This is a genomic window from Telluria sp. PB2R4 (genome assembly GCF_059685695.1).
The window spans coordinates 92,260-117,727 of sequence record NZ_JCASIC010000005.1 but is presented as its reverse complement, the minus strand read 5'-3'; the positions used below and the strand labels follow the sequence as shown (position 1 = coordinate 117,727).

Annotated in this window: 21 protein-coding genes and 2 tRNA genes; 2 read left to right on the top strand and 21 right to left on the bottom strand. The window is 64.6% G+C overall.

Features of this window, described 5'->3' with window-relative positions; all coding sequences use genetic code 11:
- Positions 1 to 95: 95 nt before the first annotated feature.
- From AC56LU_RS10570 to AC56LU_RS10520, 11 genes are all read right to left on the bottom strand, one after another.
- Positions 96 to 2,372, bottom strand: coding sequence for a polysaccharide biosynthesis tyrosine autokinase (locus AC56LU_RS10570; protein WP_497175553.1), 2,277 nt, complete (start codon positions 2,370 to 2,372; stop codon positions 96 to 98).
- A gap of 90 nt (positions 2,373 to 2,462) precedes the next feature.
- Complete coding sequence (locus AC56LU_RS10565) at positions 2,463 to 3,539, bottom strand: polysaccharide biosynthesis/export family protein (RefSeq protein WP_497175552.1); 1,077 nt, start codon at positions 3,537 to 3,539, stop codon at positions 2,463 to 2,465.
- A gap of 170 nt (positions 3,540 to 3,709) precedes the next feature.
- Positions 3,710 to 5,557 carry an energy transducer TonB gene (locus AC56LU_RS10560; RefSeq protein WP_497175551.1) on the bottom strand — a complete coding sequence of 616 codons (1,848 nt, stop codon included), beginning with the start codon at positions 5,555 to 5,557 and terminating at the stop codon, positions 3,710 to 3,712.
- Between the two features lie 120 nt (positions 5,558 to 5,677).
- Positions 5,678 to 6,667, bottom strand: a complete 990-nt coding sequence (locus tag AC56LU_RS10555) for an MBL fold metallo-hydrolase (protein ID WP_497175550.1) — start codon at positions 6,665 to 6,667, stop codon at positions 5,678 to 5,680.
- A 118-nt stretch (positions 6,668 to 6,785) separates the two neighbouring features.
- A complete protein-coding gene (locus AC56LU_RS10550) occupies positions 6,786 to 7,133 on the bottom strand; it encodes a DUF5710 domain-containing protein (RefSeq protein ID WP_497175549.1) in 348 nt (115 codons plus the stop codon).
- Positions 7,134 to 7,152: 19 nt separating this feature from the next.
- Positions 7,153 to 7,229 (bottom strand) — tRNA-Arg (locus AC56LU_RS10545).
- An 80-nt stretch (positions 7,230 to 7,309) separates the two neighbouring features.
- Positions 7,310 to 7,386: transfer RNA gene (locus tag AC56LU_RS10540), tRNA-Pro, on the bottom strand.
- Positions 7,387 to 7,458: 72 nt separating this feature from the next.
- Positions 7,459 to 8,799, bottom strand: coding sequence for a phosphoglucosamine mutase (gene glmM, locus AC56LU_RS10535; protein WP_497175548.1), 1,341 nt, complete (start codon positions 8,797 to 8,799; stop codon positions 7,459 to 7,461).
- 29 nt (positions 8,800 to 8,828) lie between these two features.
- On the bottom strand, positions 8,829 to 9,680 hold the full coding sequence (gene folP / locus AC56LU_RS10530; RefSeq protein WP_497175547.1) for a dihydropteroate synthase: 852 nt from the start codon (positions 9,678 to 9,680) through the stop codon (positions 8,829 to 8,831).
- A gap of 70 nt (positions 9,681 to 9,750) precedes the next feature.
- A complete protein-coding gene (gene ftsH, locus AC56LU_RS10525; protein ID WP_497175546.1) occupies positions 9,751 to 11,637 on the bottom strand; it encodes an ATP-dependent zinc metalloprotease FtsH in 1,887 nt (628 codons plus the stop codon).
- 216 nt (positions 11,638 to 11,853) lie between these two features.
- Positions 11,854 to 12,501, bottom strand: coding sequence for an RlmE family RNA methyltransferase (locus tag AC56LU_RS10520; RefSeq protein WP_497175545.1), 648 nt, complete (start codon positions 12,499 to 12,501; stop codon positions 11,854 to 11,856).
- Between the two features lie 41 nt (positions 12,502 to 12,542).
- Between AC56LU_RS10520 and yhbY the strand changes: the two genes are divergently transcribed.
- A complete protein-coding gene (gene yhbY / locus AC56LU_RS10515) occupies positions 12,543 to 13,013 on the top strand; it encodes a ribosome assembly RNA-binding protein YhbY (RefSeq protein ID WP_497175544.1) in 471 nt (156 codons plus the stop codon).
- Positions 13,014 to 13,176: 163 nt separating this feature from the next.
- Here yhbY and AC56LU_RS10510 read toward each other — a convergent pair whose 3' ends face one another.
- The 7 genes from AC56LU_RS10510 to AC56LU_RS10480 form a co-directional block, all read right to left on the bottom strand.
- Entirely contained in the window at positions 13,177 to 13,668 is a 492-nt protein-coding gene (locus AC56LU_RS10510) for a DUF4149 domain-containing protein (RefSeq protein WP_497175543.1), read from the bottom strand.
- Entirely contained in the window at positions 13,668 to 14,147 is a 480-nt protein-coding gene (gene greA / locus AC56LU_RS10505) for a transcription elongation factor GreA (RefSeq protein ID WP_497175542.1), read from the bottom strand. Before greA ends, AC56LU_RS10510 begins: the two co-directional genes overlap by 1 nt.
- 102 nt (positions 14,148 to 14,249) lie before the next feature.
- A complete protein-coding gene (gene carB, locus AC56LU_RS10500) occupies positions 14,250 to 17,480 on the bottom strand; it encodes a carbamoyl-phosphate synthase large subunit (RefSeq protein WP_497175541.1) in 3,231 nt (1,076 codons plus the stop codon).
- Positions 17,473 to 18,663: a glutamine-hydrolyzing carbamoyl-phosphate synthase small subunit gene (gene carA / locus AC56LU_RS10495; protein WP_497175540.1), complete on the bottom strand. Its 1,191-nt coding sequence runs from the start codon at positions 18,661 to 18,663 to the stop codon at positions 17,473 to 17,475. Before carA ends, carB begins: the two co-directional genes overlap by 8 nt.
- 327 nt (positions 18,664 to 18,990) lie before the next feature.
- Positions 18,991 to 19,401 (bottom strand): GlcG/HbpS family heme-binding protein, encoded by a 411-nt coding sequence (locus tag AC56LU_RS10490; protein WP_497175539.1) that lies wholly within the window; start codon positions 19,399 to 19,401, stop codon positions 18,991 to 18,993.
- Between the two features lie 11 nt (positions 19,402 to 19,412).
- The gene (locus AC56LU_RS10485; protein WP_497175538.1) at positions 19,413 to 20,330 is read right to left on the bottom strand and encodes a patatin-like phospholipase family protein; all 918 of its coding nucleotides are present in this window, start codon (positions 20,328 to 20,330) and stop codon (positions 19,413 to 19,415) included.
- A gap of 102 nt (positions 20,331 to 20,432) precedes the next feature.
- Entirely contained in the window at positions 20,433 to 21,908 is a 1,476-nt protein-coding gene (locus tag AC56LU_RS10480) for a hypothetical protein (protein WP_497175537.1), read from the bottom strand.
- 180 nt (positions 21,909 to 22,088) lie between these two features.
- Between AC56LU_RS10480 and AC56LU_RS10475 the strand changes: the two genes are divergently transcribed.
- Positions 22,089 to 22,742, top strand: a complete 654-nt coding sequence (locus AC56LU_RS10475; protein WP_497175536.1) for a hypothetical protein — start codon at positions 22,089 to 22,091, stop codon at positions 22,740 to 22,742.
- A gap of 3 nt (positions 22,743 to 22,745) precedes the next feature.
- Here the strand turns inward: AC56LU_RS10475 and phoR are convergent, their stop codons facing one another.
- Genes phoR through phoU form a run of 3 tightly spaced genes read right to left on the bottom strand, consistent with a single transcriptional unit; the run spans position 22,746 to position 25,439 of the window.
- Positions 22,746 to 24,038, bottom strand: coding sequence for a phosphate regulon sensor histidine kinase PhoR (gene phoR, locus AC56LU_RS10470; RefSeq protein ID WP_497175743.1), 1,293 nt, complete (start codon positions 24,036 to 24,038; stop codon positions 22,746 to 22,748).
- A gap of 10 nt (positions 24,039 to 24,048) precedes the next feature.
- The gene (locus AC56LU_RS10465) at positions 24,049 to 24,735 is read right to left on the bottom strand and encodes a response regulator (protein ID WP_497175535.1); all 687 of its coding nucleotides are present in this window, start codon (positions 24,733 to 24,735) and stop codon (positions 24,049 to 24,051) included.
- Between the two features lie 2 nt (positions 24,736 to 24,737).
- Positions 24,738 to 25,439: a phosphate signaling complex protein PhoU gene (phoU, locus tag AC56LU_RS10460; RefSeq protein WP_497175534.1), complete on the bottom strand. Its 702-nt coding sequence runs from the start codon at positions 25,437 to 25,439 to the stop codon at positions 24,738 to 24,740.
- Positions 25,440 to 25,468 lie beyond the last annotated feature (29 nt).

Below are 25,468 nucleotides of genomic sequence, written 5' to 3'. Positions count from 1 at the left end.
GCCGGTATGAAGCGGCACGAGCCAAGCAAGACCGCTGGGCCGTGTCACGGCTCGATGCCGGACCTGCGCATGGAACATTTTCGCCTGGCGGGCGCTCAGGCCACGTAAGCCAGTTGCGGTCCGCCGCCGTACTGCGAGCGGAAGTCTCCCAGCCGCAGGGCCATGTCGTTGAACAACACCCCGCGCGGCGAGATCCCTGCATGGTTCAGGCGCTTGATCGATTCGTTGATCTGCCCTTCGGTGGTCACGGCGGCGCGGGTCACCAGGAACACGGCGCCGGCATGTGCGCCGATGATCAGGGCGTCGGCCACGGCCAGCAGTGGCGGCGGGTCGATCAGCACCAGGTCGTACTGCGGGCTGACCGTCTCGAGCAGGGTGCCGAAGTTCAGGTGCAGCAGGAATTCGGCCCGGTTGGTCGGTAATTCGCCGGTCGGGATGAAGTCGAGCCGCTCCAGCACGTCGCGATGGACGACCTCGTCGACGCTCGCACCGCCCGCGATTGCACGCGACAGGCCTTTGCCGCGATCGACACCGAAGTAGCGGTGCAGGTGCCCGTTGCGCATGTCGGCGTCGATCAGCAACACGCGCTTGCCGCTGGCCGCCATCACGGCCGCGAAGTTGGCGGCGATGAAGGATTTTCCGAGGTCGCGCGTCGGGCCGGCCATCATGACGACATTGTTCTTGAAGTGCGGCATGGAGAACTGCAAGGCGGCGCGGAAGCTGCGCAAGCTCTCGACGGCCGGGTCTTCCGGCAGGATCTGGGCCAGCAGCGGCAGGACGCCGTCCGGCTTGGACTTTCGCATCAGCTTGTCCTGGTTGCCGCTGTGCGGGATCGAGGCGTACACGACCCGCGCGCGCAGCATGCGTTCGATCTTTTGCGGGTCGTCGATGCCGCCACGCATGGCCTTGCGGGTAAAGGCGATCAGCGTCCCAAGGAACAGCCCGGTTACCACTGCCATCGCAACGATCAGCGGCCGGTTCGGCTTGATCGGCTTCTCCGGCGCGATCGGGGCGTCGACCAGGCGCACGTTGCTGACCCGCCCGACGGAGATCAGGCGCAGCTGCTGCGCGGTGTTCGACAGCGCCGTGTACAGGTCGGTGTTGACCTTGATGTCGCGGGTCAGGCGCGCCTCGTCCTGTTCGATCTCCGGCAAGGTGCGGATACGGCTGGCGATGGCCTCGATCTCGGTGTCGACTTCCTTGCGCTGGCGGTTGATCGCCATCACCACCGGATGGTCTTCGGTGAAGCGCGCCAGCAGCTCGGTCTTCTTCTGGAGCAGTTCCATGCGCCGCGTCCGCGCCGCCGCGGCTTGCGTCAGGCTCATGCGGGCTTCCTCGCGCAGGTCGACGGTGCCGTGCGCATTGCGGAACTGGTTGTAGCGGTCTTCGGATTGCTCCAGCTGGCGCTTGAGGATGGGCAACTGCTGGTTCAGGAAGGCGAGCGACTTCTCGGCTTCCTCGGTCTTGCGCGCCAGGTTCTGGCGCATGTACTCGCGCCCGATCTCGCTCAGCAGGCTGTTGATGCGGGTCGAGCTTTCACCCTGCAGCTTGACTTCGATGACGCCCGACTGCTTGCCCTGCTCGGTGATCACCATCGAACTCTGGATGGCCTGGATCGTCCCCAGGCGCGACTTGCGCTTGATGCGGAAGCGTGCCCCCGGGTTCGCGTACAGCCGGTCCACCTTGATCTCCAGCATGCCATCCGGGAGTGGTACCCGGTAACGCTGGCCGACGGTTCCGTCGAATGCAAGGCGCTGGCCGCCGCCGGAGAAGCGGTAGCGGTTGCCGGCGCGCGCGGTCAGCACGAAGTCGCGGTTCAGCCAGGACTCGGGCACCTCGAACACCGATACGTCGGCCTTTTCGCCGCCCCACACATAGCCGCCATAACCGAACAGGCCGGGATTCGACAGGTTGCCGGCGTTCTGGGTGGCGAACCAGAACCCGGCCACCGGGAAGTATTTCGGTTGCACTTCGATGTAGAGCTGGAGGTTGTCCACCGCCCGCGACACCACCATGCGCGAACGCAGCAGCTCCATCTCGGCGATGGCCGCCTTCTTGGTCTCGAACAGGGACGAGGCCTCGCTCAGGATGTTCTTGGAGGCGTTCGGGCTTTCCTCTTCGACGTGGATCATGAGGTTGGCCTCGTACACCGGCTTGGCCACCAGCGCGTACAGCACCGCCACCACGGTGATGAAGGCCGTGATGCTGCCAATCAGCCAGCGGCTGTCGTACAGCGTATTGAAATAGCCTTTCAGGTCGACCGTGGGCTCCTCGGGCAGGGGCTCGGGTGGGCGCGGATCGAAGGGCACCGACAGCACGGGCGGGCTGTGCGAAATGTGGGTCAGCGGGTGGGCGTCGGCGGGATTGCTCATGATTGCGGACCTTGCTCGGTAGCGGTGTTCGGGACAGTGCTGGGGACAGTGCTCGGGATGGTGCTCATGGGCGTGCTCGGGGTCGGGTGCTCAGGGACGCGTCGTCACGCCGACCGCGGAGGTCAGGGCGCCCGGGAACAGCAGGCTCAGGTGACGGTTCCAGTTGGCCAGCGGCGAGGCGGCGACATAGACCACATCCTTGGGCCGCAGCTCGAAGGATTCGGCCATTGCCAGGGCGCCGCTCACGCGCGCATCGAGCTGGAACACGCGGGTGCGCTCGGGGGTCTTGCGCACCACGTAGATCTGGCGCGCATCGCCGCTCAAGGGGCTGACGCCGCCGCTCTCGCCGAGCGCCTCGTTCAGGGTCAGGCGGCCATTGTGCATGGTGAGTGCTTTCGGCGTGACGACCTCGCCGGACACGAAGACCTTGCTTTCGTCGCGCGAATGCACGCGCACGACGTCGCCGTGCCTGAGCAGCACGGTGCCTGGGTTGACGCCCTTCTGCACCAGGTCGCGCAGGTTGATCATGTAGCGGCTGGGACCGCGCTCGATCATGATGCGGCTCTGGTCGGCGCTGGGCAACACGCCGCCGGCACGGTTCAGGGCTTCGACCAGGGTCATGGGAATGTCGTTGATCGCCTGCAGGCCCGGCGCCTTCACTTCGCCATCGATGTAGACCCGCTTGCTGCGGTAGGACTGGACGCGCAGCGTGAGGCTGGGCTGGGCGATGTAGCGCGCCAGCTTCTTGGTCAGGAGCGCCCTGGCCTGCTCTTCGGTCTGCCCCTCCACATGCAGCAAGCCGATCAGCGGGAACTGGATGCGTCCCATGTGGTCGACGGCGAAACCGGGCTGGGCCGCGTTGGGCGGCGCCGTGCCGCTGTCGACCGAGGCGGTGGCGGTGGTCATGCCGCTGCCGGCGAGTTCCGGATGGTCCCACACGACAATCGACAACACGTCTCCCTGGCCGATGGTGTAGGGCGCGGGATTGCGCTCGATCAAAGGCGACAGGTCTTGCCGGGACTGGTCGGCATGCGCGCGCCGCTCCGCGTCGATGAGCGATTCGGTGATCAGCTCGGTGGGAGGCGCCCTGCCGCCGCTGTCCTTGCCGCCTGCGGCGAACCCGATGCCGGTGGTGCAGCCCGGAAGGAGGGCCGAGAAGGTAAGCACCAGTGCCAGGGTCTGTACCAGCGGCCGGCAACCCGATATTGCAACTGAACAAATCGCAGCCATGATTGTTGCCTATCAAAAATAGACGTCATACTTGAACGGTTCAGTTCAGCGTACGGTGTCCATCAGGCCAGGCTTTGTACCTGATCAAACTGCGGGCATGCAGCGGCTCAGCGCAGTTCCTCGAGTAACTTCAGGCCGTCGGCAAAGCGCCAGACACGGCGGATCTCGATGATGTCGAAGCGTGCGGCGACGTTCGGCGGGAAGGCGGAATAGCGGGCGTTGAGATGGACGAAGCGGCGTACCGCGTCATCCAGGTCGGCGCGGCCGCTCGAGCGCACGATGGTGATGTCGTCGATGCTGCCGTCGCTGCGCAGCGTCAGGCTGACCAGCGGATCGATCCGCACCTCGCGCCGGGAAAAGCTGGCGCCGCCGAGGACGGCGGTGCGTTCCAGTTTCTGGCGCACGCTGTCGACGTACAGGCGCAGCGGTACGTCGCGCTCGGCGCCATCGGCCAGCGCCCGGCGCGCGCCAAGGGCGTCGCCGGCGGGACGCGCCGGAGGCGGCGCCACGTTCGGGATCGTCAGGCCGCGCAGCAGTTCGCGGGCACGGCTGGCCATGGCGCCGCTCGGAACGGTGCCCGGCCGGGTCGCATCGCCGCCCCCGCCGCTGCCATTGCCATTGCTGTTGCCAGGACCGCCAGGACCGGGCACAGCGCTGCCGGCCGATGCCGGACCCGGGGCGCCGGCCAGCCGCTCGCCGGCGGCGCGCCGTGCCGCTTCTTCCGCCGCTACTTCCGCCGCTTTTTCTGCCGCTTTTTCTGCAAGCTCGCGCGCGAGCCGTTCCGACCTGGCCCGTTCCTCGGCCACGCGGCGTGCCTGTTCGTCGGCGGCCTGGCGCTGCGCCAGCTCGTCGGCACGCTGGCGTTCGCGGGCCTGCGTCAGGCGCTCGAGCTCGTCGGCCGCGCGGCGTTCGGCGGCAAGGCGTTCCGCTACCATGCGCTCCGCCTCGCGCAGCTCCGCAGCGCGCTGCTGCTCCGCCTGGCGCGCCGCTGCCGCCAGTGCCGCCAGTTCCTCCTCGCGCTGGCGCTGCTGCTCGGCTTCGGCACGCTGGCGTTCCGCCAGCTGGCGGGCGACCTGCGCCAGCTCGGCCGCCGCCTGCTCGGCTGCGCGCCGTTCGGCCTGCTGACGCTCGATCAGCTGCTGTTGCGCAAGCTGCCTGGCAGCGACTTCCTGCTCGGCGAATTTCTGCTCCGCCTGCTGCCGTTCGAGGCGCTGGCGCTCCTCCGCCTGCAAGGCGGCCTCGCGCTGGGCCAGCGCCTCGCGTTCGCGCCTGGTGACGATTTCCTGCTCTTCGCGTAACAGGCGCGCGGTGTCCGCCTCGAGCCGCTGGCGGGCTTCGGCCGCAGCGATGCGGTCCGCTTCTTCGTGGCGCTGGCGCTCGGCGTCGCGCGCCTGCTCGTCCTCGGCCGCCGCGATCGCCACCTGGTCGGGTTCGGGCACGGCCTCGGCGTCACTGCTGACGACACTCGGCGTGCTGTCGGGTTCGATCTCGGCTGGCGGCGGGGCGACTGCAAATGGCGCGTCGGGCCGCGCCGTCGAGGCGATCAGGGGTGGCGCCACCGGCGCCCGGCGCTTCGGCTTCTGGCGCCGGACCGGCCGGGCGGCAGGTTTGGGCTGCACGGCTTGCGCCAGCTCGACCTGCTGGGGGCGCGGATCGACCAGCCGCAAGCCCCTGGCGGGCGCGGCGGACTGGACCGGCAAGGGTGTCAACGGCGGCAAGGGCAAGGCAGGCGTCTCGACGGGAGCCTGCACCGGGGCGGGGACGGGGGCAAGTGCGGGCGGCGGCGCCAGCGTGACCTGGATCGGCCCGCCCGGGCCGGCATCGAAGCCGGGAATGCCGAACTGCAGCGACAACAACAGGCCGTGCAGCAGCGCCGAGACCGCGATGCCGGTGACGAGCCGCCGGTCGCGCCGGGCAAGGGGGTCGTTCGGGCTGGAGTCTTGCGCTCGGGGCATGCCGTGGCTGGGAAACGGTTATTGTCAGGCTGGCATCATAGCGTTTACTCGGCGGCAAGGCGAGCATGCACGATTGAAGGGAGTCGCATGATTGAAACAGTTTGCCCCGCCGCTGCCCTGCTAGCGCTGTATTCGGCTGAATGCGTAGCTTTCGCCATGTGCAAGATAGACCACATCCTTCTCCAGGCCCGCCGCCTTGACTTCGCGCGCGAAGTCCTCGAGGGGCGACTTGAACACGTCGTAGTCGTTGTAGTGGATCGGCACGGTCTTCCTGGGACGCACCACCTGCATCATGCGCACGCCGTCCTTGCCGTCCATCGTGACCTTCACCACGCCCAGGATGCGGGTGCCGCCCAGGTGCAGCAAGGCCAGGTCGATGTTCGGAAAACGTTCCGGAATGGCGCGGATGTCGTCGTACACCAGGGTGTCGCCACTGATGTACATGCGGTAGTCGGGCGACTCCGGCGTGGCGCCGAAATCGAGGATCGATCCCATCACCTTGGGCAGCAGCACCGCCACGCCGGCCGGGCCGTGGCGTCCCGGCGTCGCAGTGATGCGCAGCCGCGCCGCGCCCTTGGCGACCTCGAGACGGTCCCAGCTGCTCAGGCCGAACGTGCGCGTGAATCCAAAACGCTTGAGCCGCTCGCCACCCTCCTTGGTGGTGACGATCGGGGTGGCGCGGTTGAGCTTTTCCCGTACCAGTTGGTCGAAGTGGTCGCCGTGGAAATGCGACAGTACGACCAGGTCGATCGGCGGCAGGTCCTCGAAGCGGATGGCCGGATTGGTCTTGCGTTCGGACGTCAGGCCATAGCCGAGGTGGACATGGTCGCCCTTGTGCAGGAAATTCGGGTCGGTCAGGATCGTAAAGCCCTGGAAGCGGACGATGACGGTCGCGGTGCCGATGAACTGCACGGTGCCGGCGCTCGCATCCGGCGCCGCGGCGCCGTCTCCTGCCAGTTGCAGCGTGAAGGTCTCGCCTTGCATCGGCGTGGCCAGCGTGGCGGGCGCATCGGCGGCGTGGACGGCCGGCAGCATGCTGCCCAGGGCGATGGCCAGGACGACCAGGTGAATGCAGGGCTGGAACAATCGTGCGAGTCGTACGAACAACATGGGCGCGCTCCGGAAAGGCGCGCGTCCGGGAGCGGTGCGCGCTGCCGGGACGTTAACACAGCAGCGCTGCGGACGCCGTTCGCTTGCCGGTACGACGGTACGCAGGCTTGCGTTGCGTTTACAGCTTCGAGACGACGCCGGCCAGGTGCTGGCGTGCCTTGAACCATTCGGTGCCCGCCAGTGCCGCGCTACATTGCTCGCAGGATTCGAAAGGATTGCAGCCGTGCTCGAGCGCGACGTAATTGGTGCCGGTTACGGTCTTGCCCTGGTAACTGTCGACGCGGCCACCGGACTTTGCCGCAGCAGCAGCCGGCGTTGCGGCGTCGACGCCCTCCCCGGCCCATTTGGCGAAGGCTGCGGTGGCGACGCCATCGGGCACGTACCAGCGGCGTTTGGTCGGATTCCAGCGGGCGCCGAGCGCCTTCGCTTCATCCTTCTCGGCATAGGGAACAGTCAGGAAAAGCATACGGTCCGAAATGGGTGGATGGCCTGCCCAGCTGGGTTCGAACCAGCGACCCTCAGCTTAGAAGGCTGATGCTCTATCCAACTGAGCTATGGGCAGATGACGACAGTGCGCGAGCCCGGCTTGCTGGACCACCGCAAATGAAACGGGCTGTCGAACGACAGCCCGCAGAAAAACTTTGGTCGGAGTACAAGGATTCGAACCTTGGACCCCCTGGTCCCAAACCAGGTGCGCTACCGGGCTGCGCTACACTCCGATGTGAGGCCTGATCATACTCCCGCACGGGGGTGCGCGTCAAATCGGCGCGCACCGTTTTGCCCGCGCGTAGTCAGACCGCGAGCTTGTCGGCGATGCGGCGGGCCATGCTGTCGGCCAGTTCCGCTTCCTTAGCCTCGACCATGACGCGAATCAATGGCTCGGTGCCGGAAGCACGGATCAGCACGCGGCCCGAATCGCCGAGTTCGCGCTCGACCGCTTCCTTCTCGGCCACCACTGCCCCATCCGCAGTCCAGTCGAAGCCCGGCGCCACTTTCTTGTTGATCAAGGTCTGCGGATACAGCTTCAGTTCGCTGCAGCATTCGGCCAGCGACTTGCCGCTGCGCTTGAGCGCGGACAGCACCTGCAGCGCCGACACGATGCCGTCGCCGGTGGTGTGCTTGTCGAGCGCCAGCAGGTGGCCCGAGCTCTCGCCGCCGAACAGCCAGCCGCGCTCCTGCATCACTTCCAGCACGTAGCGGTCGCCGACCTTGGCGCGCGCGAAACCGATGCCCATCTGCTTGAATGCGACTTCCAGCGCCATATTGGTCATCAGGGTGCCGACGGCGCCGGCCACCGGGCCGGTCGACATGCGATCGCGTACCATCAGGTACAGCAGCTCGTCGCCGTTGTAGACGCGCCCCGCTGCGTCGACCATGATCAGGCGGTCGGCGTCGCCGTCCAGCGCGATGCCGAGGTCGGCCTTGTTGGCCACCACTGCTTCCGACAGCGCTTTCGGCGCGGTCGCGCCGACGCCGGCATTGATGTTGAAGCCGTCCGGCTGGGCGCCGATCGAGACCACTTCGGCGCCGAGTTCATGGAACACGTGCGGGGCGATGTTGTAGGCGGCGCCGTGGGCGCTGTCGACCACGATCTTCAGGCCGCGCAAGTCGAGTTCGTTCGGGAAGGTGCTCTTGCAGAATTCGATGTAGCGGCCCTGGGCGTCGCGCAGGCGGGTCGCGCGGCCCAGTTTGTCGGACGGGACGCAGCCCATCGGCTGGTCGATGGCCTCTTCGATCTCCAGCTCCACCGCGTCGGGCAGCTTGGTGCCGTGTCCGGAGAAGAACTTGATGCCGTTGTCCTGGAAAGGATTGTGCGAGGCCGAGATCACGACGCCGGCCTGCAGGCGCAGCGCGCGGGTCAGGTAGGCGATCGCCGGGGTCGGCATCGGGCCGGCCAGCATGACGTCGACGCCGGCCGCGGAGAAGCCCGCTTCGAGGGCGGCTTCCAGCATGTAGCCCGAGATACGGGTGTCCTTGCCGATCAGGACCACCGGGCGGCCGCTGCTCGACTTTCCGCCCTTGGCCAGCACCGTGCCGGCCGCGTAACCGAGGCGCATGACGAATTCAGGGGTAATTGGGGCGACTCCCACCAGACCGCGTACACCATCCGTACCGAAATATTTCCGTGCCATTCTTGTTCTCTTTTCCGATTCAATCGTGATTATTCGTCTTGAGTGCCGGCACGCCATACCTTCAGCGCATCGACCGTCTCTGCTACATCATGAACACGTACAATTCTAGCGCCATGCGCTACCGCAGCCAATGCCCCGCCCACGCTGCCCGCCATCCGCTCCTCTACCGGCCGGCCGGTGACGGCGCCGATCATCGACTTGCGCGACAGCCCGGCCAGCACCGGCAGTCCGACTTCACTACCGATGCGGCCGAGGTGGCGCAGCAGCGCATAGTTGTGCTCGACCGACTTGCCGAAACCGAAGCCCGGATCGATGCAGAGTCGCTCGCGCGCGATCCCCGCGCGCACCAGGCAGTCCACGCGCTCGTTCAGGAACGCGATTACCTCGCCCACCACGTCGACGTAGCTGGGCGCCTGCTGCATGGTCTGCGGCGTGGCCTGCATGTGCATCACGCACAGGCCGCAATCGCTGTCGCGCACAGCTTCGATGGCGCCAGGCGCGCGGAAACCGTTGATGTCGTTGATCATATCGGCGCCGGCGACGATCGCCTCACGCATCACTTCCGGTTTGCAGGTGTCGACCGACAGCGCCACGTCGAGGGTGCGCAGCGCGTACAGGGCCGGCATCACACGCGCCAATTCTTCGGCCACCGCCACGAACGGTGCACCCGGACGGGTCGATTCACCGCCGATGTCGATCATGCCGGCGCCGTCGCGCAGCATTTCCTCGGCATGCGACAGCGCGAATTCGAGGCCCTGGTAGCGGCCGCCGTCGGAGAAGGAATCGGGCGTGAGGTTGAGGATGCCCATCACGACCGGACTGGTAGAAGCCGGGCCGTCCAGCGCGAAGCTGTACTGGCCGCATTGCAGGTTCTTGGGCATGGCAAATCGAAACGTGTTAACGAGCAAAAGGCATCCGGATGGATGCCTTTTGCCGGGATGAGTCAGGCGATCAAGCAGGTGCGGTGGCGTTCGGCGCCACGCCACCCGAACCGCCGTCGCCCGGAGGCGTGCGCTTGGTCAGGATGCTGGTCGGCGACTGGCGCGGCTCGCGTCCGGCCATGATGTCGTTAATTTGCTCGGCATCAATGGTTTCCCATTCGAGCAGCGCCTTGGTCATCATTTCGACCTTGTCGCGGTTTTCTTCGAGCAGGCGGCGCGCCAGGGCGTACTGCGTGTCGAGGATCGCGCGGATCTCGGCGTCGACCTTCTGCTGCGTCGCTTCCGAAATAGTCTTGGTGGCGCCGCCGAAGAAGCCTTCGTTCTCGCTGTCTTCGTAGACCATCACGCCCATGCTTTCGGACATGCCGAAGCGGGTGACCATCGACCGGGCCAGCTTGGTCGCGCGGGCGAAGTCGTTCGACGCGCCGGTGGACATCTGGCCCACGAAGATCTCCTCGGCGATACGGCCACCGAACAGGATCGAGATTTCCTCCAGCATCTTGTCTTTGTAACCAGACAGTGCATCGTGCTCCGGCAGCTGCCAGGTCAGGCCGAGGGCGTAGCCGCGCGGCATGATGGTGACCTTGTGCACCGGGTCCGCCTTCGGCAGCAGCTTGGCGATCACCGCATGGCCCGACTCGTGGTACGCCGTGTTGCGACGCTCTTCCTCGCGGATGATCATCGACTTGCGCTCCGGGCCCATGTAGATCTTGTCCTTGGCGTCTTCGAAGTCGATCATCTCGACCAGGCGCTTGCTGCGGCGCGCCGCGAACAGCGCCGCCTCGTTGACCAGGTTGGCCAGATCGGCGCCCGAGAAGCCCGGGGTGCCGCGCGCCAGGATATCGGCCTTGACGTCGGTACCGATCGGCACCTTGCGCATGTGCACGTTCAGGATCTGTTCGCGACCACGGATGTCCGGCAGGCCCACCATCACCTGGCGGTCGAAACGGCCCGGACGCAGCAGCGCCTTGTCCAGCACGTCGGCGCGGTTGGTCGCGGCGATGACGATCACGCCCGAGGAGGCTTCGAAGCCGTCCATCTCGACCAGCAGCTGGTTCAGGGTCTGTTCACGCTCGTCGTTGCCCCCGCCCATGCCGGCGCCGCGGTGGCGGCCGACGGCGTCGATCTCGTCGATGAAGATGATGCAGGGCGAGTGTTTCTTGGCGTTCTCGAACATGTCGCGGACACGGGACGCACCCACGCCGACGAACATCTCGACGAAGTCGGAACCGGAGATCGAGAAGAACGGCACTTTCGCTTCGCCGGCAATGGCGCGCGCCAGCAGGGTCTTGCCGGTGCCCGGAGGGCCGACCATCAGCACGCCGCGCGGGATACGGCCGCCCAGTTTCTGGAACTTGGTCGGGTCTTTCAGGAAGTCGACGATTTCCGAGACTTCTTCTTTCGCCTCGTCGCAGCCGGCAACGTCGGCGAAGGTCACGGTGTTGTTGGTTTCATCGAGCATGCGCGCCTTCGATTTGCCGAAGGAGAAAGCGCCGCCCTTGCCGCCGCCCTGCATCTGGCGCATGAAGAACACCCACACGCCGATCAGGAGCAGCATCGGGAACCAGGAGATGAAGACCTGCTGCAGGAACGATGGCTCTTCCGGCGGCTTCACGTCGAAGCGCACGCCGTTTTCGCGCAGGTCGCCGATCAGGCCGCGATCAAGGATGGTCGCCGTGGCGCGCACCTTGGTGTCGTCGCTCTTGGTCGCCGTGATGTTCGAACCCTCGATCACGACGTCCTTGATGCGACGCGCCTTCACCTCGTCGAGAAGCTCGGAATAAGCGATGGTCTTGCTGCCGCCGGCGACGCTGTGGTTGTCGAACTGCTTGAACAGCATGAACAACAGCAGCGCAACGACCACCCAGATGGCGGATTTGGAAAACATATTATTCACGAAAACTCCTCCGATGCGGACCGCATCTCTACCGATTTCAGTATGACGATTTTACCCGCAATAAGCCGACGCCGCTACGCGACATAGGCAATAGTGCTGAAATGCCATTTTTTCATGCCAGACCGGCCACGCATTCATTGCGCAGCCAGGCTTACGCGGCTGATGTGTGGCTGCCACGCCGAATATCAAGGGCAAAACAGCAGTTTCGGGACAAATTTACGCTACTGGATTCTTCAGACCACGCCCGAGCAGGAAAATTTCGGACGATTTGTCGCGGCTGGCCTTGGGTTTGACCTGCTTGACGGTTTTGAATTCAGTACGAAACTTTTCCAGTATCTGGGTAAATCCCATATCTTTAAAGCACTTCACCAGCAATGCCCCGCCCGGTTTCATATGAAGTTGAGAAAACTCAATTGCCAGGTCGATTAAGTGTTCCATTCGCGCCGCATCGGCGGTCGGGATCCCGGACAGGTTCGGCGCCATGTCGGACAGCACCAGGTCGGCCTTGCGGCCCTGCAGCAACAGGTCGAGCTGGCCCAGCACCTCTTCTTCGCGAAAATCGCCCTGGATGTACTGGACGTCGGCGATCGGATCCATCGGCAGCATGTCGAGCCCGATGATGGTGCCATGGATGCCGCCGCTCTCCGCGCCGGCCAGCTTGCGCCGGGTGTACTGGGCCCAGCTGCCCGGGGTGCAGCCGAGGTCGACAATGACCTGCCCGGGCTTGATCAGCTTTTCGCTCTCGTCGATTTCCTTCAGCTTGTAGGCTGCTCTAGCCCGGTAACCCTCTTTCTGGGCCAGTTTGACGTAGGGGTCGTTAATATGGTCGTGTAACCAGTTTTTGTTTAATTTGTTCTTGGCCATTCGCGTAGAATACTGCTTTTAAAGGTAATTCAAAAATTATTATGCTTAAACTCACTCCGGCCGAGCGCAGCGCACTGCGCGCCGAAGCCCACGGACTCAACCCAGTCGTCATGATCGGCGAATCCGGCCTGACCGAATCGGTCATGAAGGAAATCGCCGGCAGCCTGGACGCGCACGGCCTGATCAAGGTGCGCGTGTTCGGCGACGACCGCGAAGCCCGCATCGCCATGTACGAACAGATCTGCGCGGACCTCGATGCGGCGCCGGTCCAGCACATCGGCAAGCTGCTGGTGCTCTACCGTCCGAAGAAAGAAACCGTCAAGGAACGCAGCAGCAAGGCCGGCAAGGGCATGCGCGAAGTTACCATCGTCAAGGCCAGCGCCAGCGGCACCAAGAAGCCGAGCGTCACCAAGGTCATGCTGAAGGGGAATGAGCGCGTTACCGCAGGCGGCAACATCAAGCGCGCCAAGCCGCGCCAGGCTTCTACCAAGAAGAATTCACTGAACAAGTGATTCGGGGCCACGCAGGCAACCGGGGCGACCCGGTTTTTTTTCGCCTGCCGCCTTCATGGAGCATCAGCCTTCTAAGCTGACGTTCGTAGCGTAAAATGACGCGACGGCGCGGGCGACGGTTGAACGCGTGGGCGGGACACCCGCCCACCCTACAACACCTGGGCTATCGGCTCTTGAGCACCAATACCGCAGCGAGAATACTCTCGATCACGTGGAACAGCTGCGACACCCCGTGCATGACGGCGAACTGCGTCCAGTACGGCGACGCCCTCACCCCGCCCGCCCCGGCCAGCTCGCGCAGCTGCGCCATGGCCGGCTGCAGCCCGGCCCACATCACGAGCGCGCAGGCCAGCATCGCCAGCACCAGCAGGTTCAGCGAACGGCGGTGCCCGGCATCGAGGTCGGGCGACAGGCGCACCAGCACCAGCATCAGGACGGCACAGCCGAGCGACACCCAGCCCAGGCGGTGCAGGAGCACCGCCACGACATCGCCCGCCACCGTGCTCGGCACGGCTGCGAACACCGCCGGCGCCGCGATATAGCCGAGCGCCCACAGCGCCCCCGCCCACAGGACCGCCGCCAGCAGCCGTGCGGCCGCCAGGCGGGATGCGGAACGGGACGGCACTGCCGTCCGGGCGGCGCCGGCGTCAGCCATCAGACGTAGCGGACTTCGAGGATTTCGTATTCGCGCGGACCCGACGGGGCCTGCACTTCCACCACGTCGCCGGCATATTTGCCGATCAGTGCGCGGGCGATCGGCGAGGTGACGGACACCTTGTTCAGTTTCAGGTCGGCTTCGTCGAGGCCGACGATCTGGTAGCTCACCTTCTGGCCGTTGTCGAGGTCTTCCAGGTCGACGGTCGAGGCGAAGACGACGCGGCCCTCGGCGTCGAGCGTGGCCGGGTCGATGATCTGGGCGGCGCTGAGCTTGCCTTCCAGTTCGGCGATGCGGCCTTCGACGAAGGCCTGGCGCTCTTTCGCGGCATCGTATTCGGCATTTTCGGACAGGTCGCCATGCGAGCGCGCTTCGGCGATCGCGTCGATCACGCTACGGCGCTCCTTGGTCTTGAGCTGGTGCAGCTCTTCCTTCAGGAGTTCGGCGCCGTATTTGGTCAGTGGTACGGTAGTGTTCATGTCTGTCTGTACTGTTCGTGATTGGACGATCCAAGTGAAAACCACAGAGGCGCGCGATTGCTGCCCGCGCGAGCTCTGTGGTTGTTGGGTACTGCTTGCTGCTTAGTTTAAGGTTTTATGAAGACCTTGTAAATCATAGACGCGCAGCTCGTCCAGATGGCGCATGCCCTCGATCGCGGCCTCCGCGCCGGCGATGGTCGTGTAGGTGACCACGCGCGACTGCAGGGCCGAGGTACGGATCGTGCGCGAGTCGGTGATCGCCGAGCGCTTCTCTTCCACGGTGTTGACCACCATGACGATTTCGCGGTTCTTGATCATGTCGACCACGTGCGGACGGCCTTCCAGCACCTTGTTGACCGAACGCACAGGGATGCCGGCCGCCTCGATGACGGCAGCGGTGCCCTTGGTGGCCACCAGCGAGAAGCCCAGCGCCACCAGTTCGCGCGCCACGCCGACGGTGCGCGGCTTGTCCGTACCCTTCACCGACAGGAACACGGTGCCCTTCTTCGGCAGGATGATGCCGGCCGCCAGCTGCGACTTGACAAACGCTTCGCCGAAGGTCTCGCCCACGCCCATCACTTCGCCGGTCGACTTCATTTCCGGCCCCAGGATGGTGTCGACGCCCGGGAACTTCACGAACGGGAACACGACTTCCTTGACGCTGTAGAACGGCGGCGTCACTTCCTTCGTGATGCCCTGCTGGGCCAGGGTCTGGCCCACCATGCAGCGCGCCGCGATTTTCGCCAGCTGCAGGCCGGTGGCTTTCGAGACGAACGGCACGGTGCGCGATGCACGCGGGTTCACTTCCAGCACGAACACGGTGTCCACGGTCTTGCCGTCGACTTCCGACTGCTGGATCGCAAACTGCACGTTCATCAGGCCGACCACATTGAGGGCCTTGGCCATCAGCGAGGTCTGGTGCTTGAGTTCGGCGATGGTCTCCGTCGACAGCGAGTACGGCGGCAGCGAGCAGGCCGAATCGCCCGAGTGTACGCCGGCCTGTTCGATGTGCTCCATCACACCGCCGATGAAGGTGGCTTCGCCGTCCGAGATGCAGTCGACGTCGACTTCGATGGCGTCGTTCAGGAAGCGGTCCAGCAGCACCGGCGAGTCATGCGACACCTTGACCGCTTCGCGCATGTAGCGCTCGAGGTCGCGCTGCTCGTGGACGATCTCCATCGCGCGACCGCCCAGCACGTAGGACGGGCGCACCACCAGCGGGTAGCCGATTTCGTCGGCCAGCGCCAGGGCGTCGGCTTCGGTGCGCGCGGTGCGGTTCGGCGGCTGGCGCAGGCCGAGCTTCTGCAGCAGCTGCTGGAAGCGCTCGCGGTCTTCGGCGGCGTCGATCATGTCCGGCGAGGTGCCGATGATCGGCACGCCATTGGCTTCCAGATCCAGCGCAAGTTTTAGTGGAGTCTGGCCGCCGTACTGCACGATCACGCCGACCGGCTTCTCGAGGTCGACGATTTCCAGCACGTCTTCCAGGGTCAGCGATTCGAAGTACAGGCGGTCCGAAGTGTCGTAGTCGGTCGAGACGGTCTCGGGATTGCAGTTGACCATGATGGTCTCGTAGCCGTCTTCGCGCATGGCGAGGGCCGCGTGCACGCAGCAGTAGTCGAACTCGATGCCCTGGCCGATACGGTTCGGGCCACCGCCCAGCACCATGATTTTCTTCTTGTCGGTCGGGTTGGCCTCGCATTCCTCGTCGTAGGTCGAGTACATGTAGGCCGTGTTGGTCGAGAACTCGGCGGCGCAGGTGTCGACGCGCTTGTACACCGGACGGATGCCCAATTCGTGACGGCGCGCGCGCACCGCCTGCGGCGTGGTCTGCATCAGGAAGGCCAGGCGGCGGTCCGAGAAGCCCTTCTGCTTCAGCTTGTAGAGCAGTGGCTTGTCCAGGCTCTCGAGCTTCTGGTGATCCAGCCACAGCTCGATGTCGACGATCTCCTTGATCTGCACCAGGAACCACGGGTCGATCTTGGTCAGGTTGTGCACTTCTTCCAGGGTGAAGCCCTGGGCGAATGCGTCACCCACGTACCAGATGCGCTCAGGACCCGGCTCGCCGAGTTCTTCTTCGATCTTCTCGCGGTCGCGGGTCTTCTCGTTCAGGCCGTCGACGCCCACTTCCAGGCCGCGCAGGGCCTTCTGGAAGGATTCCTGGAAGGTGCGGCCCATCGCCATCACCTCGCCCACCGATTTCATCTGGGTGGTCAGGTGCCTGTCGGCGGTCGGGAATTTCTCGAAGGTGAAGCGCGGGATCTTGACCACCACGTAGTCGATCGATGGCTCGAACGATGCCGGGGTGGCGCCGCCGGTGATCTCGTTGCGCAGCTCGTCCAGCGTAAAGCCGACCGCCAGCTTGGCGGCCACTTTCGCGATCGGGAAGCCGGTGGCTTTCGAGGCCAGCGCCGAGGAACGCGACACGCGCGGATTCATCTCGATGACGATCATGCGGCCGTCCTTCGGGTTGATCGCGAACTGCACGTTCGAACCGCCGGTGTCGACGCCGATTTCGCGCAGCACGTCGATCGACGCGTTACGCAGGATCTGGTATTCCTTGTCGGTCAGGGTCTGCGCCGGCGCGACGGTGATCGAGTCGCCGGTGTGCACGCCCATCGGATCCAGGTTCTCGATCGAGCAGATGATGATGCAGTTGTCCTTCTTGTCGCGGACCACCTCCATCTCGTACTCTTTCCAGCCGAGCAGCGACTCTTCGATCAGGAGCTCGTTGGTCGGCGACGCTTCCAGGCCGCGCTTGCAGATCTGCTCGAACTCTTCCTCGTTGTAGGCGATGCCGCCGCCGCTGCCGCCCATCGTGAAGGACGGACGGATGATGGTCGGGAAGCCAAGTTCGCGCTGCACCGCGCGCGCCTCGTCCATCGAGTGCGCCACGCCCGAGCGTGCCGAACCGAGGCCGATCTTGGTCATCGCGTCCTTGAATTTGGAGCGATCCTCGGCCTTGTCGATGGCTTCCGGGGTCGCGCCGATCAGCTCGACCTTGTACTTTTCGAGCACGCCGTTGTGGTGCAGGTCGAGCGCGCAGTTCAGCGCGGTCTGGCCGCCCATGGTCGGCAGGATCGCGTCCGGACGCTCCTTGGCGATGATGGTCTCGACGACCTTCCAGGTGATCGGCTCGATGTAGGTGACGTCCGCCGTTTCCGGGTCGGTCATGATGGTCGCCGGGTTCGAATTGACCAGGATGACCTTGTAGCCTTCTTCGCGCAGGGCCTTGCAGGCCTGTGCACCGGAATAATCGAACTCGACCGCCTGGCCGATGACGATCGGGCCGGCCCCGATGATCAGGATGCTTTTGATATCACTACGCTTAGGCATTTACTTTTCCTTCTGCATTGTCTTTTTCTCCGCTCTTTTGCATCAGGCCGATGAAGCGGTCGAACAGGTAGGCGACGTCGGTCGGGCCCGGCGAGGCTTCCGGGTGGCCCTGGAAGCAGAACGCAGGCTTGTCGGTACGCTCGAAGCCCTGCAGCGAGCCGTCGAACAGCGACACGTGGGTGACGCGGCAGTTGCCAGGGAGCGTGTCCGGGTCGACCGCGAAGCCGTGGTTCTGCGAGGTAATCAGGACCTTCTTCGAATCGAGGTCCTGCACCGGGTGGTTGGCGCCATGGTGGCCGAACTTCATCTTCATGGTCTTGGCGCCGGAGGCCAGCGCCATGATCTGGTGGCCGAGGCAGATGCCGAAGGTCGGGATGCCCTTCTCGATCAGTTCGCTGCTCGCCTTGATGGCGTAGTCGCAGGGCTCGGGGTCGCCCGGGCCGTTGGCCAGGAAGATGCCGTCCGGGTTCAGCGCCAGCGCGTCGGCGGCGGTGGCCTGGGCCGGCAGCACCGTCACCTTGCAGCCGCGCTCGGCGAGCATGCGCAGGATGTTGCGCTTGACGCCGTAGTCGAAGGCGACCACGTGGTATTGCGGATTCTCTTGCTTGCCGAAGCCTTCGCCGAGCTTCCATTCGGTTTCGGTGAACACATACGGTTCCTTGACCGAGACCACCTTGGCCAGGTCCATGCCCGACAGGCCCGGGAACGAGCGTGCCAGCTCCAGCGCCTGGGCTTCGAGCGGTTCCTTGCCCTGGATACCGGTGACGATGGCGCCGCCCTGCGCACCCTTCTCACGCAGGATGCGGGTCAGCTTGCGGGTATCGATGCCGGCGATGGCGACCACGTTTTCCTGCTTCAGGTAGTCCGACAGCGACATGGTGGAGCGGAAATTCGACGCCAGCAGCGGCAGGTCACGGATGATCAGGCCGGCGGCGTGGACCTTGGAGGCCTCGACGTCGGCCGAATTGACGCCGTAGTTGCCAATGTGCGGGTACGTCAGGGTGACGATCTGACGCGAGTAGCTGGGGTCGGTGAGGATTTCCTGGTAGCCGGTCATCGCGGTGTTGAACACCACTTCACCGGTCGTGTGACCGGCGGCTCCAATGGAATATCCTTTGAAAATCGTTCCGTCGGCGAGGGCCAGGATGGCCGGGACAGCTGGGCCAGAAAAAAATGGCGGCAAGGGTAACTCCCAATAAAGTTACCGTAGCTGCGCCACGTCAGACCGACATCCAACAAACCCGGGCAGACGTGCCTGTGCCGGTAGCTGGATATCTAGTTGAATAAGGGGGTGGTGGGTAGTCGCTACGGCAAATGTGTGAATGGCTAAACTTCCGAATTATAGCGCGAAACAGGCCTATTCGGCAATGCAGCAATTTTACAAAAGTGGCGCCGATTTTGCCGAAATCCGCGAAAAACAGGCGCATGGCAAGTCGTTTTGCTGCTTTTGCGAAATAAAACAAAAGGCACCCGCAGGTGCCTTCCGGGGTCGACGCGGACCAGCTCGTGATCAGGCGCCAGTCAGGGCCGCGATCCCCGCCTTGGCAATCTGCGCGTCTTCGTTCGATTTCACGCCCGACACCCCGACCGCGCCAATGACATGGCCGTCCACGATCACCGGCACGCCGCCTTCCAGCATGCCTTCCAGTTCCGGCGCGGACAGGAAGGATACGCGGCCGTTGTTGATCACGTCTTCGTAGATCTTGGACTCACGGCGGCCGAGCGCGGCGGTCCTGGCCTTGGCTGGCGCGATATGCGACGAGGCCGGCGCGGCGCCGTCCAGGCGCTGGTACCACAGCAGGTGGCCGCCGTCATCGACGATGGCAAAGGAAACGGCCCAGTTGTTGCGCAGCGCTTCCGCTTCGGCCGCCAGGGCGATCTTCTTGACGTCTTCCAGGGTGAGATAAGGCTTGGTGTGCATGTCGGGTCCTTTTATTGTGGCTGCTGTTTGGCCTTGAGCTTGGCCTTGATCTGGGGCATGACCGCGGCGGCGGCCTGCTCGCCCGCCAGGATCGCCAGGTTGCGGTTGCTGAAGTCGGCACTGCCCATGTTGCCGAGGTTGGGCGTGATGACGATATCGGCTTCCTTCAGCTCGAAGTGATTCAGGCGCTGGCCCATGATGCTGAAGGTCTGCATCAGGACATCGAGCGAACTGGTGGTGGCCGCGCCGTCGGTGGCGCTGGAGATGTTCACCGCAATGATGAACTCGGCGCCCATGTCCTTGGTGAATTTCACCGGCACCGGAGCCACCAGTCCGCCGTCGACATAGGACTTGGCGCCGATCTTCACCGGCTGGAACACGCTCGGCACGGCGGACGACGCACGCACCGCCATGCCGGTATTGCCCCTGCTGAACAGGATCGGCTGGCCGGTCTTGAGGTCGGTGGCCACCGCGCCGAAGCGGATCTTCAGGCGCTCCATCGGCACGTTATTGACTGCCTTGTTCACATAATTCTGCAGCGCCTCGCCTTTCAGCACGCCGGTGGACTTGCCGAACAGCGGCACCGCCCAGTCGGAAATCGTGGCCTCGTCCATGGCCAGCGCAGTCTTTTGCAGGGCGAAGCCGTTCAGGCCCGAGGCATACAGCGAGCCGACCACCGAACCGGCGCTGGTGCCGACCACGATCTCGGGCACGATGCCCTGGGCTTCCAGCGCCTTGATCACACCGATGTGGGCGAAGCCGCGCGCGGCGCCGCCGCCCAAGGCCAGGCCGATTCTCACCTTGCGCGGCGGCGCAGGCGGTGTCACTTGCTGGGCGACGGGGGTGCTCGGTGGCGGGGTTGGCGTGGTGCCGCAGGCGCTCAGGAACAGCGCGGCGCAAGCGATCAGGGAGCGACGACGAGAGAACATAGAAGGTGCCGGAAAGAACGAGGCACGATTGTACCCCGACCCGGCAATGCGGGTCAGCGTCGAATTTCCGGGAAATGTCGAGTGCTGCTTGCCAATTCGACACTAACTTGAAGCGCCTGCCCCTTCCAGCCAGGTCGTCAGTTCCGTCTTGCCGCGCTCATCAAGGTGCGGCAGCATCGCGGCGTACCACGCCCGGCTTTCGCCCTTACCCAGCACCTTGCCGACGATTGCCCCACTCTTTTCAAGGAAGACATGGAACAGCGGCACCTGGTGCCCAAACAGGAAGGTGGGGTCGGTCACATGCAAGGCCACATAGACATCCCTGAGCTGCTCCAGCAAAGGGAGCGCCGCTGTCAGGTGGTTTGCTGCCGTCAGGGCAGACAGCATGGTCGTGGTGATCGTTACACTGGACATTTCTCGCGAAGCCGCATTCAGTGTATGGGCCCGCTCCATCCAGTCGATACCCTGCTCAACCTCGTCCGCCATGACGGCGCTGCTTGCTGCCTGCAAGGCATTATGGGCCGTCCCCTCCCTGGCGAACAAGGCGCGCCAGTAAACGACGGCTTGTTTCCATTGCCCGGACTGGGAACACGCGATTGCGCAAATGCGGTTGGCATCGCAATACAAGCCTTGCTCATCCGCGGCGACGAAAGGCAGTGCCTCAGCGTAAGCGGCCTCGAATTCGCCGCGATGCAAGCACTCGATGGCTTGTACAAGCTCGGGCGGATCGCATTCATCGATACCGTCGTGTTTTGCCGTCTCGGCGAGCAATGTCGCCAGTTCGGTCTCGGATACACGCAGATATCTGCCAGGCCAGCATTCGACGACGTTCTGCCGACCATCGTTCCCTTTGACCTCCACGTTGAGCACCGAGACGAGAGGATCCCCATCCTCGCAACGATAGATCCTGAGCCGTGAATAATTCGCACTCGTTTCGTCGGTCTCCGGCATCAAGATATCCGACAGAGAGTGTGAAGGCGATTCGATCGCACACAGCAAAGCAGGCTGGCTGACCAACCTGAATCTGTTCGGCATTTCGACATGGTTCGCCCATTTTCCAGCCGATTCGTCAAATACTTCTTCCGCGCGCATTTTGCCTGTGATAAGCGGGAAGAACAGCAGGACCCAGAGTTCACCCAGCCAGGCCGCAGCGGTCAGGTATCGGTCGAAGCCTGCAGACAACAAACCGAACTGCATGACATGGCCAAGCACATCGTCCGGTCGCGCTGCCATTCTTGCGATACTGGCGAATGTCGTTGACATGCCCTGATCGGAACCCGGCTGCATCACCAGGCAGGCCACCCACTGGAAATACCAGCCGCTAACGCCGAGCAAAAGGCCGAAGCGCCCGGTCCATACGGGATGACGGACCTTTGCATTCACGCACACATGCTTTGCGAAACCGGCCATCACGAACGCAAAAGCAAAGCAGAGGAAAAAGCCGAAAAAGGCAGGAACCTGAAGAATGATCCATGCATACAAGGCGGCAACGGCCAGCGTCAGGGCGATGCAGACTGCGGCCAACGGATAGGCCTTGGACGGAACGGCGCCGGATGGCTGATAAAAAGTATAGGACATGGCGTGATGGGATAGTCAAGGAATCGGAAATTGCCTCGTAGCAATTTACGCGTACCTCGTCCGTTGCCATTGCCCGAACGCAAAAATTGCGACGCCATCTGGCATCAGTTTGCGAAGACGCCGGGCGGGCCGAAAAGTTGCCGCTAGGATGACTCGTCAACCTGAAACCGAGAGGCAAGCATGGCGAGTTCCAACGCTATCGAGAACGTTTTTCCCGGCGCCCTGGCGCTGCTCAGCGACGGGCAGCGCGCCGGGGTGCTGGCCCATCCCGGGTGGATTGACATTGCACAAAAGCCCGATCCGGTGCCGCAACTGGTCTGGATGGTGGAACACGGCTTGCTGACCTACGACGAACTCGATGAGCTGCAGACGCTGGAAGAGGAACCGTCCGAAAACGACCGCATCGTCGAGGAGGCCTTTGCCGAGCTCGCACGGCTGAACATGTCTGCCCACTGCCGCATCCTGGATCAGCTCCTGTCCGATCGGCTGATCACGCCGGCGCAACATGCTGCCACGCTGGCAAGCCCTCCCGGCGAACCGATCGACAACGCCGCAGGCATGCTGCTCTGGATCGTGCACGAAAACGGCATGTCGGCAGACGATGTCGATGCGCTGCATGCCGCGGCCCTGCGGGAACCCGCATCGTCGACGAGTGCCCGGCGCCTGGACACCGTCCGGTCGACCTGCGGCATGCTCAGGGAAATCGAGACCCTGACCCTGGCGTGCACCCTGGATCCCAGGAGCGCCGGCCGGCGGGCGAGCTGGCAGCTGGCCGGCTGGCTGGTGTTGGCCGTGGCGATGACCTGGTATCTCGCCGAACACTGGCCAGCGTAGTAATCAGCCCGGCAGCGACGTATTCGGCAGGACGGCGGTAAACGTACTGCCCTTCCCCGGTACCGAACTGATCATCAGGCGCCCGCCATGACGGATCAGCACGTGCTTGACGATCGCCAGCCCAAGGCCGGTACCCTGGGTTTCGCGCGAGCGGCTCTTGTCCACGCGGTAGAAGCGCTCGGTCAGACGCGAGATGTGGATCGGCTCGATGCCGATGCCGGCATCCATCACCGAGAAGCGCAGGTCGTCCGACCCGCGGGTCCACTTCAGGCGGATGGTGCCGCCGTCGGGCGAATAGCGCACCGCATTCGAGGCCAGGTTGGCAAACGCGCTGCGCAGCTCTTCCAGGCTGCCCATCACGTCCGGCCCGTCGAATTCGACCTGGATCACGTGCCGGCCGCCAGACAGCGCCCGGGCTTCCGCCGCCACCGAGTCGACCATCGCCCGCATGTCGACCCGCTCGCGCTTGAGCGGGAATTCGTCCGACTCCAGGCGCGACAGGGTCAGCATGTCGCCGATCAGGCGCTGCATGCGACGCGCCTGTTCGGTCATCAGCTCCAGGTGGGCGGTGCGGGTGGCCACGTCCAGGCCGGGGTCGGACATGGCGATTTCGAGGAAGCCGACGATGACGGTGAGCGGCGTGCGCAGTTCGTGCGAGGCGTTGGCGATGAAGTCGCGCCGCATCGCCTCGATCCGCTCGGTATCGGTGGCGTCGTGCGTCACCAGGATCTGGCGCCGGTTCTCGAAGGGGATGATGCGGCACTCCAGCTTGCGGCCGCGGAAGGACAGCGTCAGCGGCTGCTCGTAGCGGCCCAGGATCACGTAGTCGATGAAGTCGGGATGGCGCACCAGGTTGGTCACGCGCAGGCCCTTGTCGCGCGCCATGGTCAGGCCCAGGTGGCGCTCGGCGGCTTCGTTGCACCATTCCAGGAACAGCACGTCGTCCATGATCGCCACGCCTTCCGGCAGCAGCTGCATCGCCTGGCGGAAGCGCGCCAGCCATTCGGCCATCTCGGCCTGGTGGCGCTCGTCCTCGCGCCGCAGCCGGTACAGGCGAGCAAAGACGTCGGTCCAGGCGCCCCACCCGTCCGGCAGCCGGCTCGAATGCGGGTTGTTCAGCCATTCGCCCAGCTCGTGCAGGTAGCGCAGCTGGACGAACAGCGCGATCACCACGGCCGCGAGCGCGAACGCCAGCGCATCGACCACGCCCGCCATCCACCAGACCACGCCGGCGGCGGCGAACACCAGGCCAAGGCGCAGGACCGCCGGCACCCAGAACAGCACCCTCGGACTCATCGAGCGCATCTTACTTCTCTGACAGCATATAGCCGACGCTGCGCACCGTGCGGATCAGGCCGTCGGCGCTCTTGAGCGCCTTGCGCAGCCGCAGCACGTGCACGTCGACGGTGCGCTCCTCGATCACGGCGTGGTCGCCCCACACCTTGTCGAGCAGCTGGGCACGCGAGAACACGCGCTCGCGGTGCGCCAGCAGGAACTTGAGCAGCTTGTACTCGGCATTGCCGATGTCGATCTGCGCGTTCTCGACCGTCACCGTGCAGCTGTTCGGATCGAGCACCACGCTGCCGGCGCGCAGCGGCGCTTCGGCCAGGTGCGGGCTCTTGCGGCGCAGCAGCGCGCGGCTCCTGGCCAGCAGCTCGCGCGGCGAGAACGGCTTGGTGACGTAGTCGTCCGCGCCGGTGTTCAGGCCGGCGAGCTTGTCTTCTTCCATGCTCTTGGCGGTCAGCATGATGACCGGGATTTCCTGGAAGTCGCGGTCGCCGCGCAGGCGCGACAGCAGGCGCAGGCCGCTCTGGTCGGGCAGCATCCAGTCGAGCAGCACCAGGTCGGGCTTGCCGCGCGTGATGCTGTCCCAGGCGCCGCCCACGGTGTCGGCGGTGCGGATGTCCCAGCCGGCTTCGCGCAGCGAATACTTCACCAGTTCGACGATCGCGGGCTCGTCCTCGACCACCAGTACGCTCGTGTTGTCCGCCATGCCTAGACGCCCGGCTGCTCGGCCGCCACCGGCTTGCTGTGACGGATGTCGCGGCCTTCGACCACGTAGATGACGTATTCGGCGATGTTCTTGGCGTGGTCGCCGATGCGCTCGATCGCCTTGGCCACCCACAGCGTGTCCAGCGCCGACGAGATCGTGCGCGGGTCTTCCATCATGAAGGTGATCAGGTTGCGCAGGATGGTGCGGAACTCGTGGTCGACCACTTCGTCGGCCGCGATCAGTTCGAGCGCCTGCTTGCCGTCCAGGCGCGCAAAGGCGTCCAGTGCATTGTGCAGCAGGTCGGAGGTGGCCCTGGCTATGGTGCGCACCATGTCGTAATGGGCGAACGGGGTGGCGCCGCGCTCGTGCAGGTTCTTGGCGGTGCGCGCGATCTTCGAGGCTTCGTCGCCAATGCGCTCGAGGTCGGTGATCACCTTGATGGTCGCCATCACGGTGCGCAGGTCGTTCGCGGTCGGCTGGCGGCGCACGATCAGGTGGCTGCAGTCGTCGTCGAGCTGCACTTCGAGCTGATTGACTGCGTGGTCGTCGGCGATCACGCGCTCGGCGCGCGCGGCTTCGCCCACCCGGAAGCACTCCATCGCCTCGTCGAACGCGGTTTCCACCATGCCGCCCATCAGCAGCACCTTGGAGCGGATCGCCTCCAGCTCCTGGTCGTACTGTTTAGAGGAATGCTCGCCAGTCATAAAATACTCTCCTAATACCTAATGTATTG

Bases quoted from the DNA above. Each gene is read 5' to 3' on its own strand.
- AC56LU_RS10570 (WP_497175553.1), bottom strand. From the start codon at position 2,372: ATGAGCAATCCCGCCGACGCCCACCCGCTGACCCACATTTCGCACAGC.
- AC56LU_RS10560 (WP_497175551.1), bottom strand. From the start codon at position 5,557: ATGCCCCGAGCGCAAGACTCCAGCCCGAACGACCCCCTTGCCCGGCGC.
- AC56LU_RS10555 (WP_497175550.1), bottom strand. From the start codon at position 6,667: ATGTTGTTCGTACGACTCGCACGATTGTTCCAGCCCTGCATTCACCTG.
- AC56LU_RS10550 (WP_497175549.1), bottom strand. From the start codon at position 7,133: ATGCTTTTCCTGACTGTTCCCTATGCCGAGAAGGATGAAGCGAAGGCG.
- glmM (WP_497175548.1), bottom strand. From the start codon at position 8,799: ATGGCACGGAAATATTTCGGTACGGATGGTGTACGCGGTCTGGTGGGA.
- folP (WP_497175547.1), bottom strand. From the start codon at position 9,680: ATGCCCAAGAACCTGCAATGCGGCCAGTACAGCTTCGCGCTGGACGGC.
- AC56LU_RS10520 (WP_497175545.1), bottom strand. From the start codon at position 12,501: ATGGCCAAGAACAAATTAAACAAAAACTGGTTACACGACCATATTAAC.
- yhbY (WP_497175544.1), top strand. From the start codon at position 12,543: ATGCTTAAACTCACTCCGGCCGAGCGCAGCGCACTGCGCGCCGAAGCC.
- AC56LU_RS10510 (WP_497175543.1), bottom strand. From the start codon at position 13,668: ATGGCTGACGCCGGCGCCGCCCGGACGGCAGTGCCGTCCCGTTCCGCA.
- greA (WP_497175542.1), bottom strand. From the start codon at position 14,147: ATGAACACTACCGTACCACTGACCAAATACGGCGCCGAACTCCTGAAG.
- carB (WP_497175541.1), bottom strand. From the start codon at position 17,480: ATGCCTAAGCGTAGTGATATCAAAAGCATCCTGATCATCGGGGCCGGC.
- AC56LU_RS10490 (WP_497175539.1), bottom strand. From the start codon at position 19,401: ATGCACACCAAGCCTTATCTCACCCTGGAAGACGTCAAGAAGATCGCC.
- AC56LU_RS10485 (WP_497175538.1), bottom strand. From the start codon at position 20,330: ATGTTCTCTCGTCGTCGCTCCCTGATCGCTTGCGCCGCGCTGTTCCTG.
- AC56LU_RS10480 (WP_497175537.1), bottom strand. From the start codon at position 21,908: ATGTCCTATACTTTTTATCAGCCATCCGGCGCCGTTCCGTCCAAGGCC.
- AC56LU_RS10475 (WP_497175536.1), top strand. From the start codon at position 22,089: ATGGCGAGTTCCAACGCTATCGAGAACGTTTTTCCCGGCGCCCTGGCG.
- phoR (WP_497175743.1), bottom strand. From the start codon at position 24,038: ATGAGTCCGAGGGTGCTGTTCTGGGTGCCGGCGGTCCTGCGCCTTGGC.
- AC56LU_RS10465 (WP_497175535.1), bottom strand. From the start codon at position 24,735: ATGGCGGACAACACGAGCGTACTGGTGGTCGAGGACGAGCCCGCGATC.
- phoU (WP_497175534.1), bottom strand. From the start codon at position 25,439: ATGACTGGCGAGCATTCCTCTAAACAGTACGACCAGGAGCTGGAGGCG.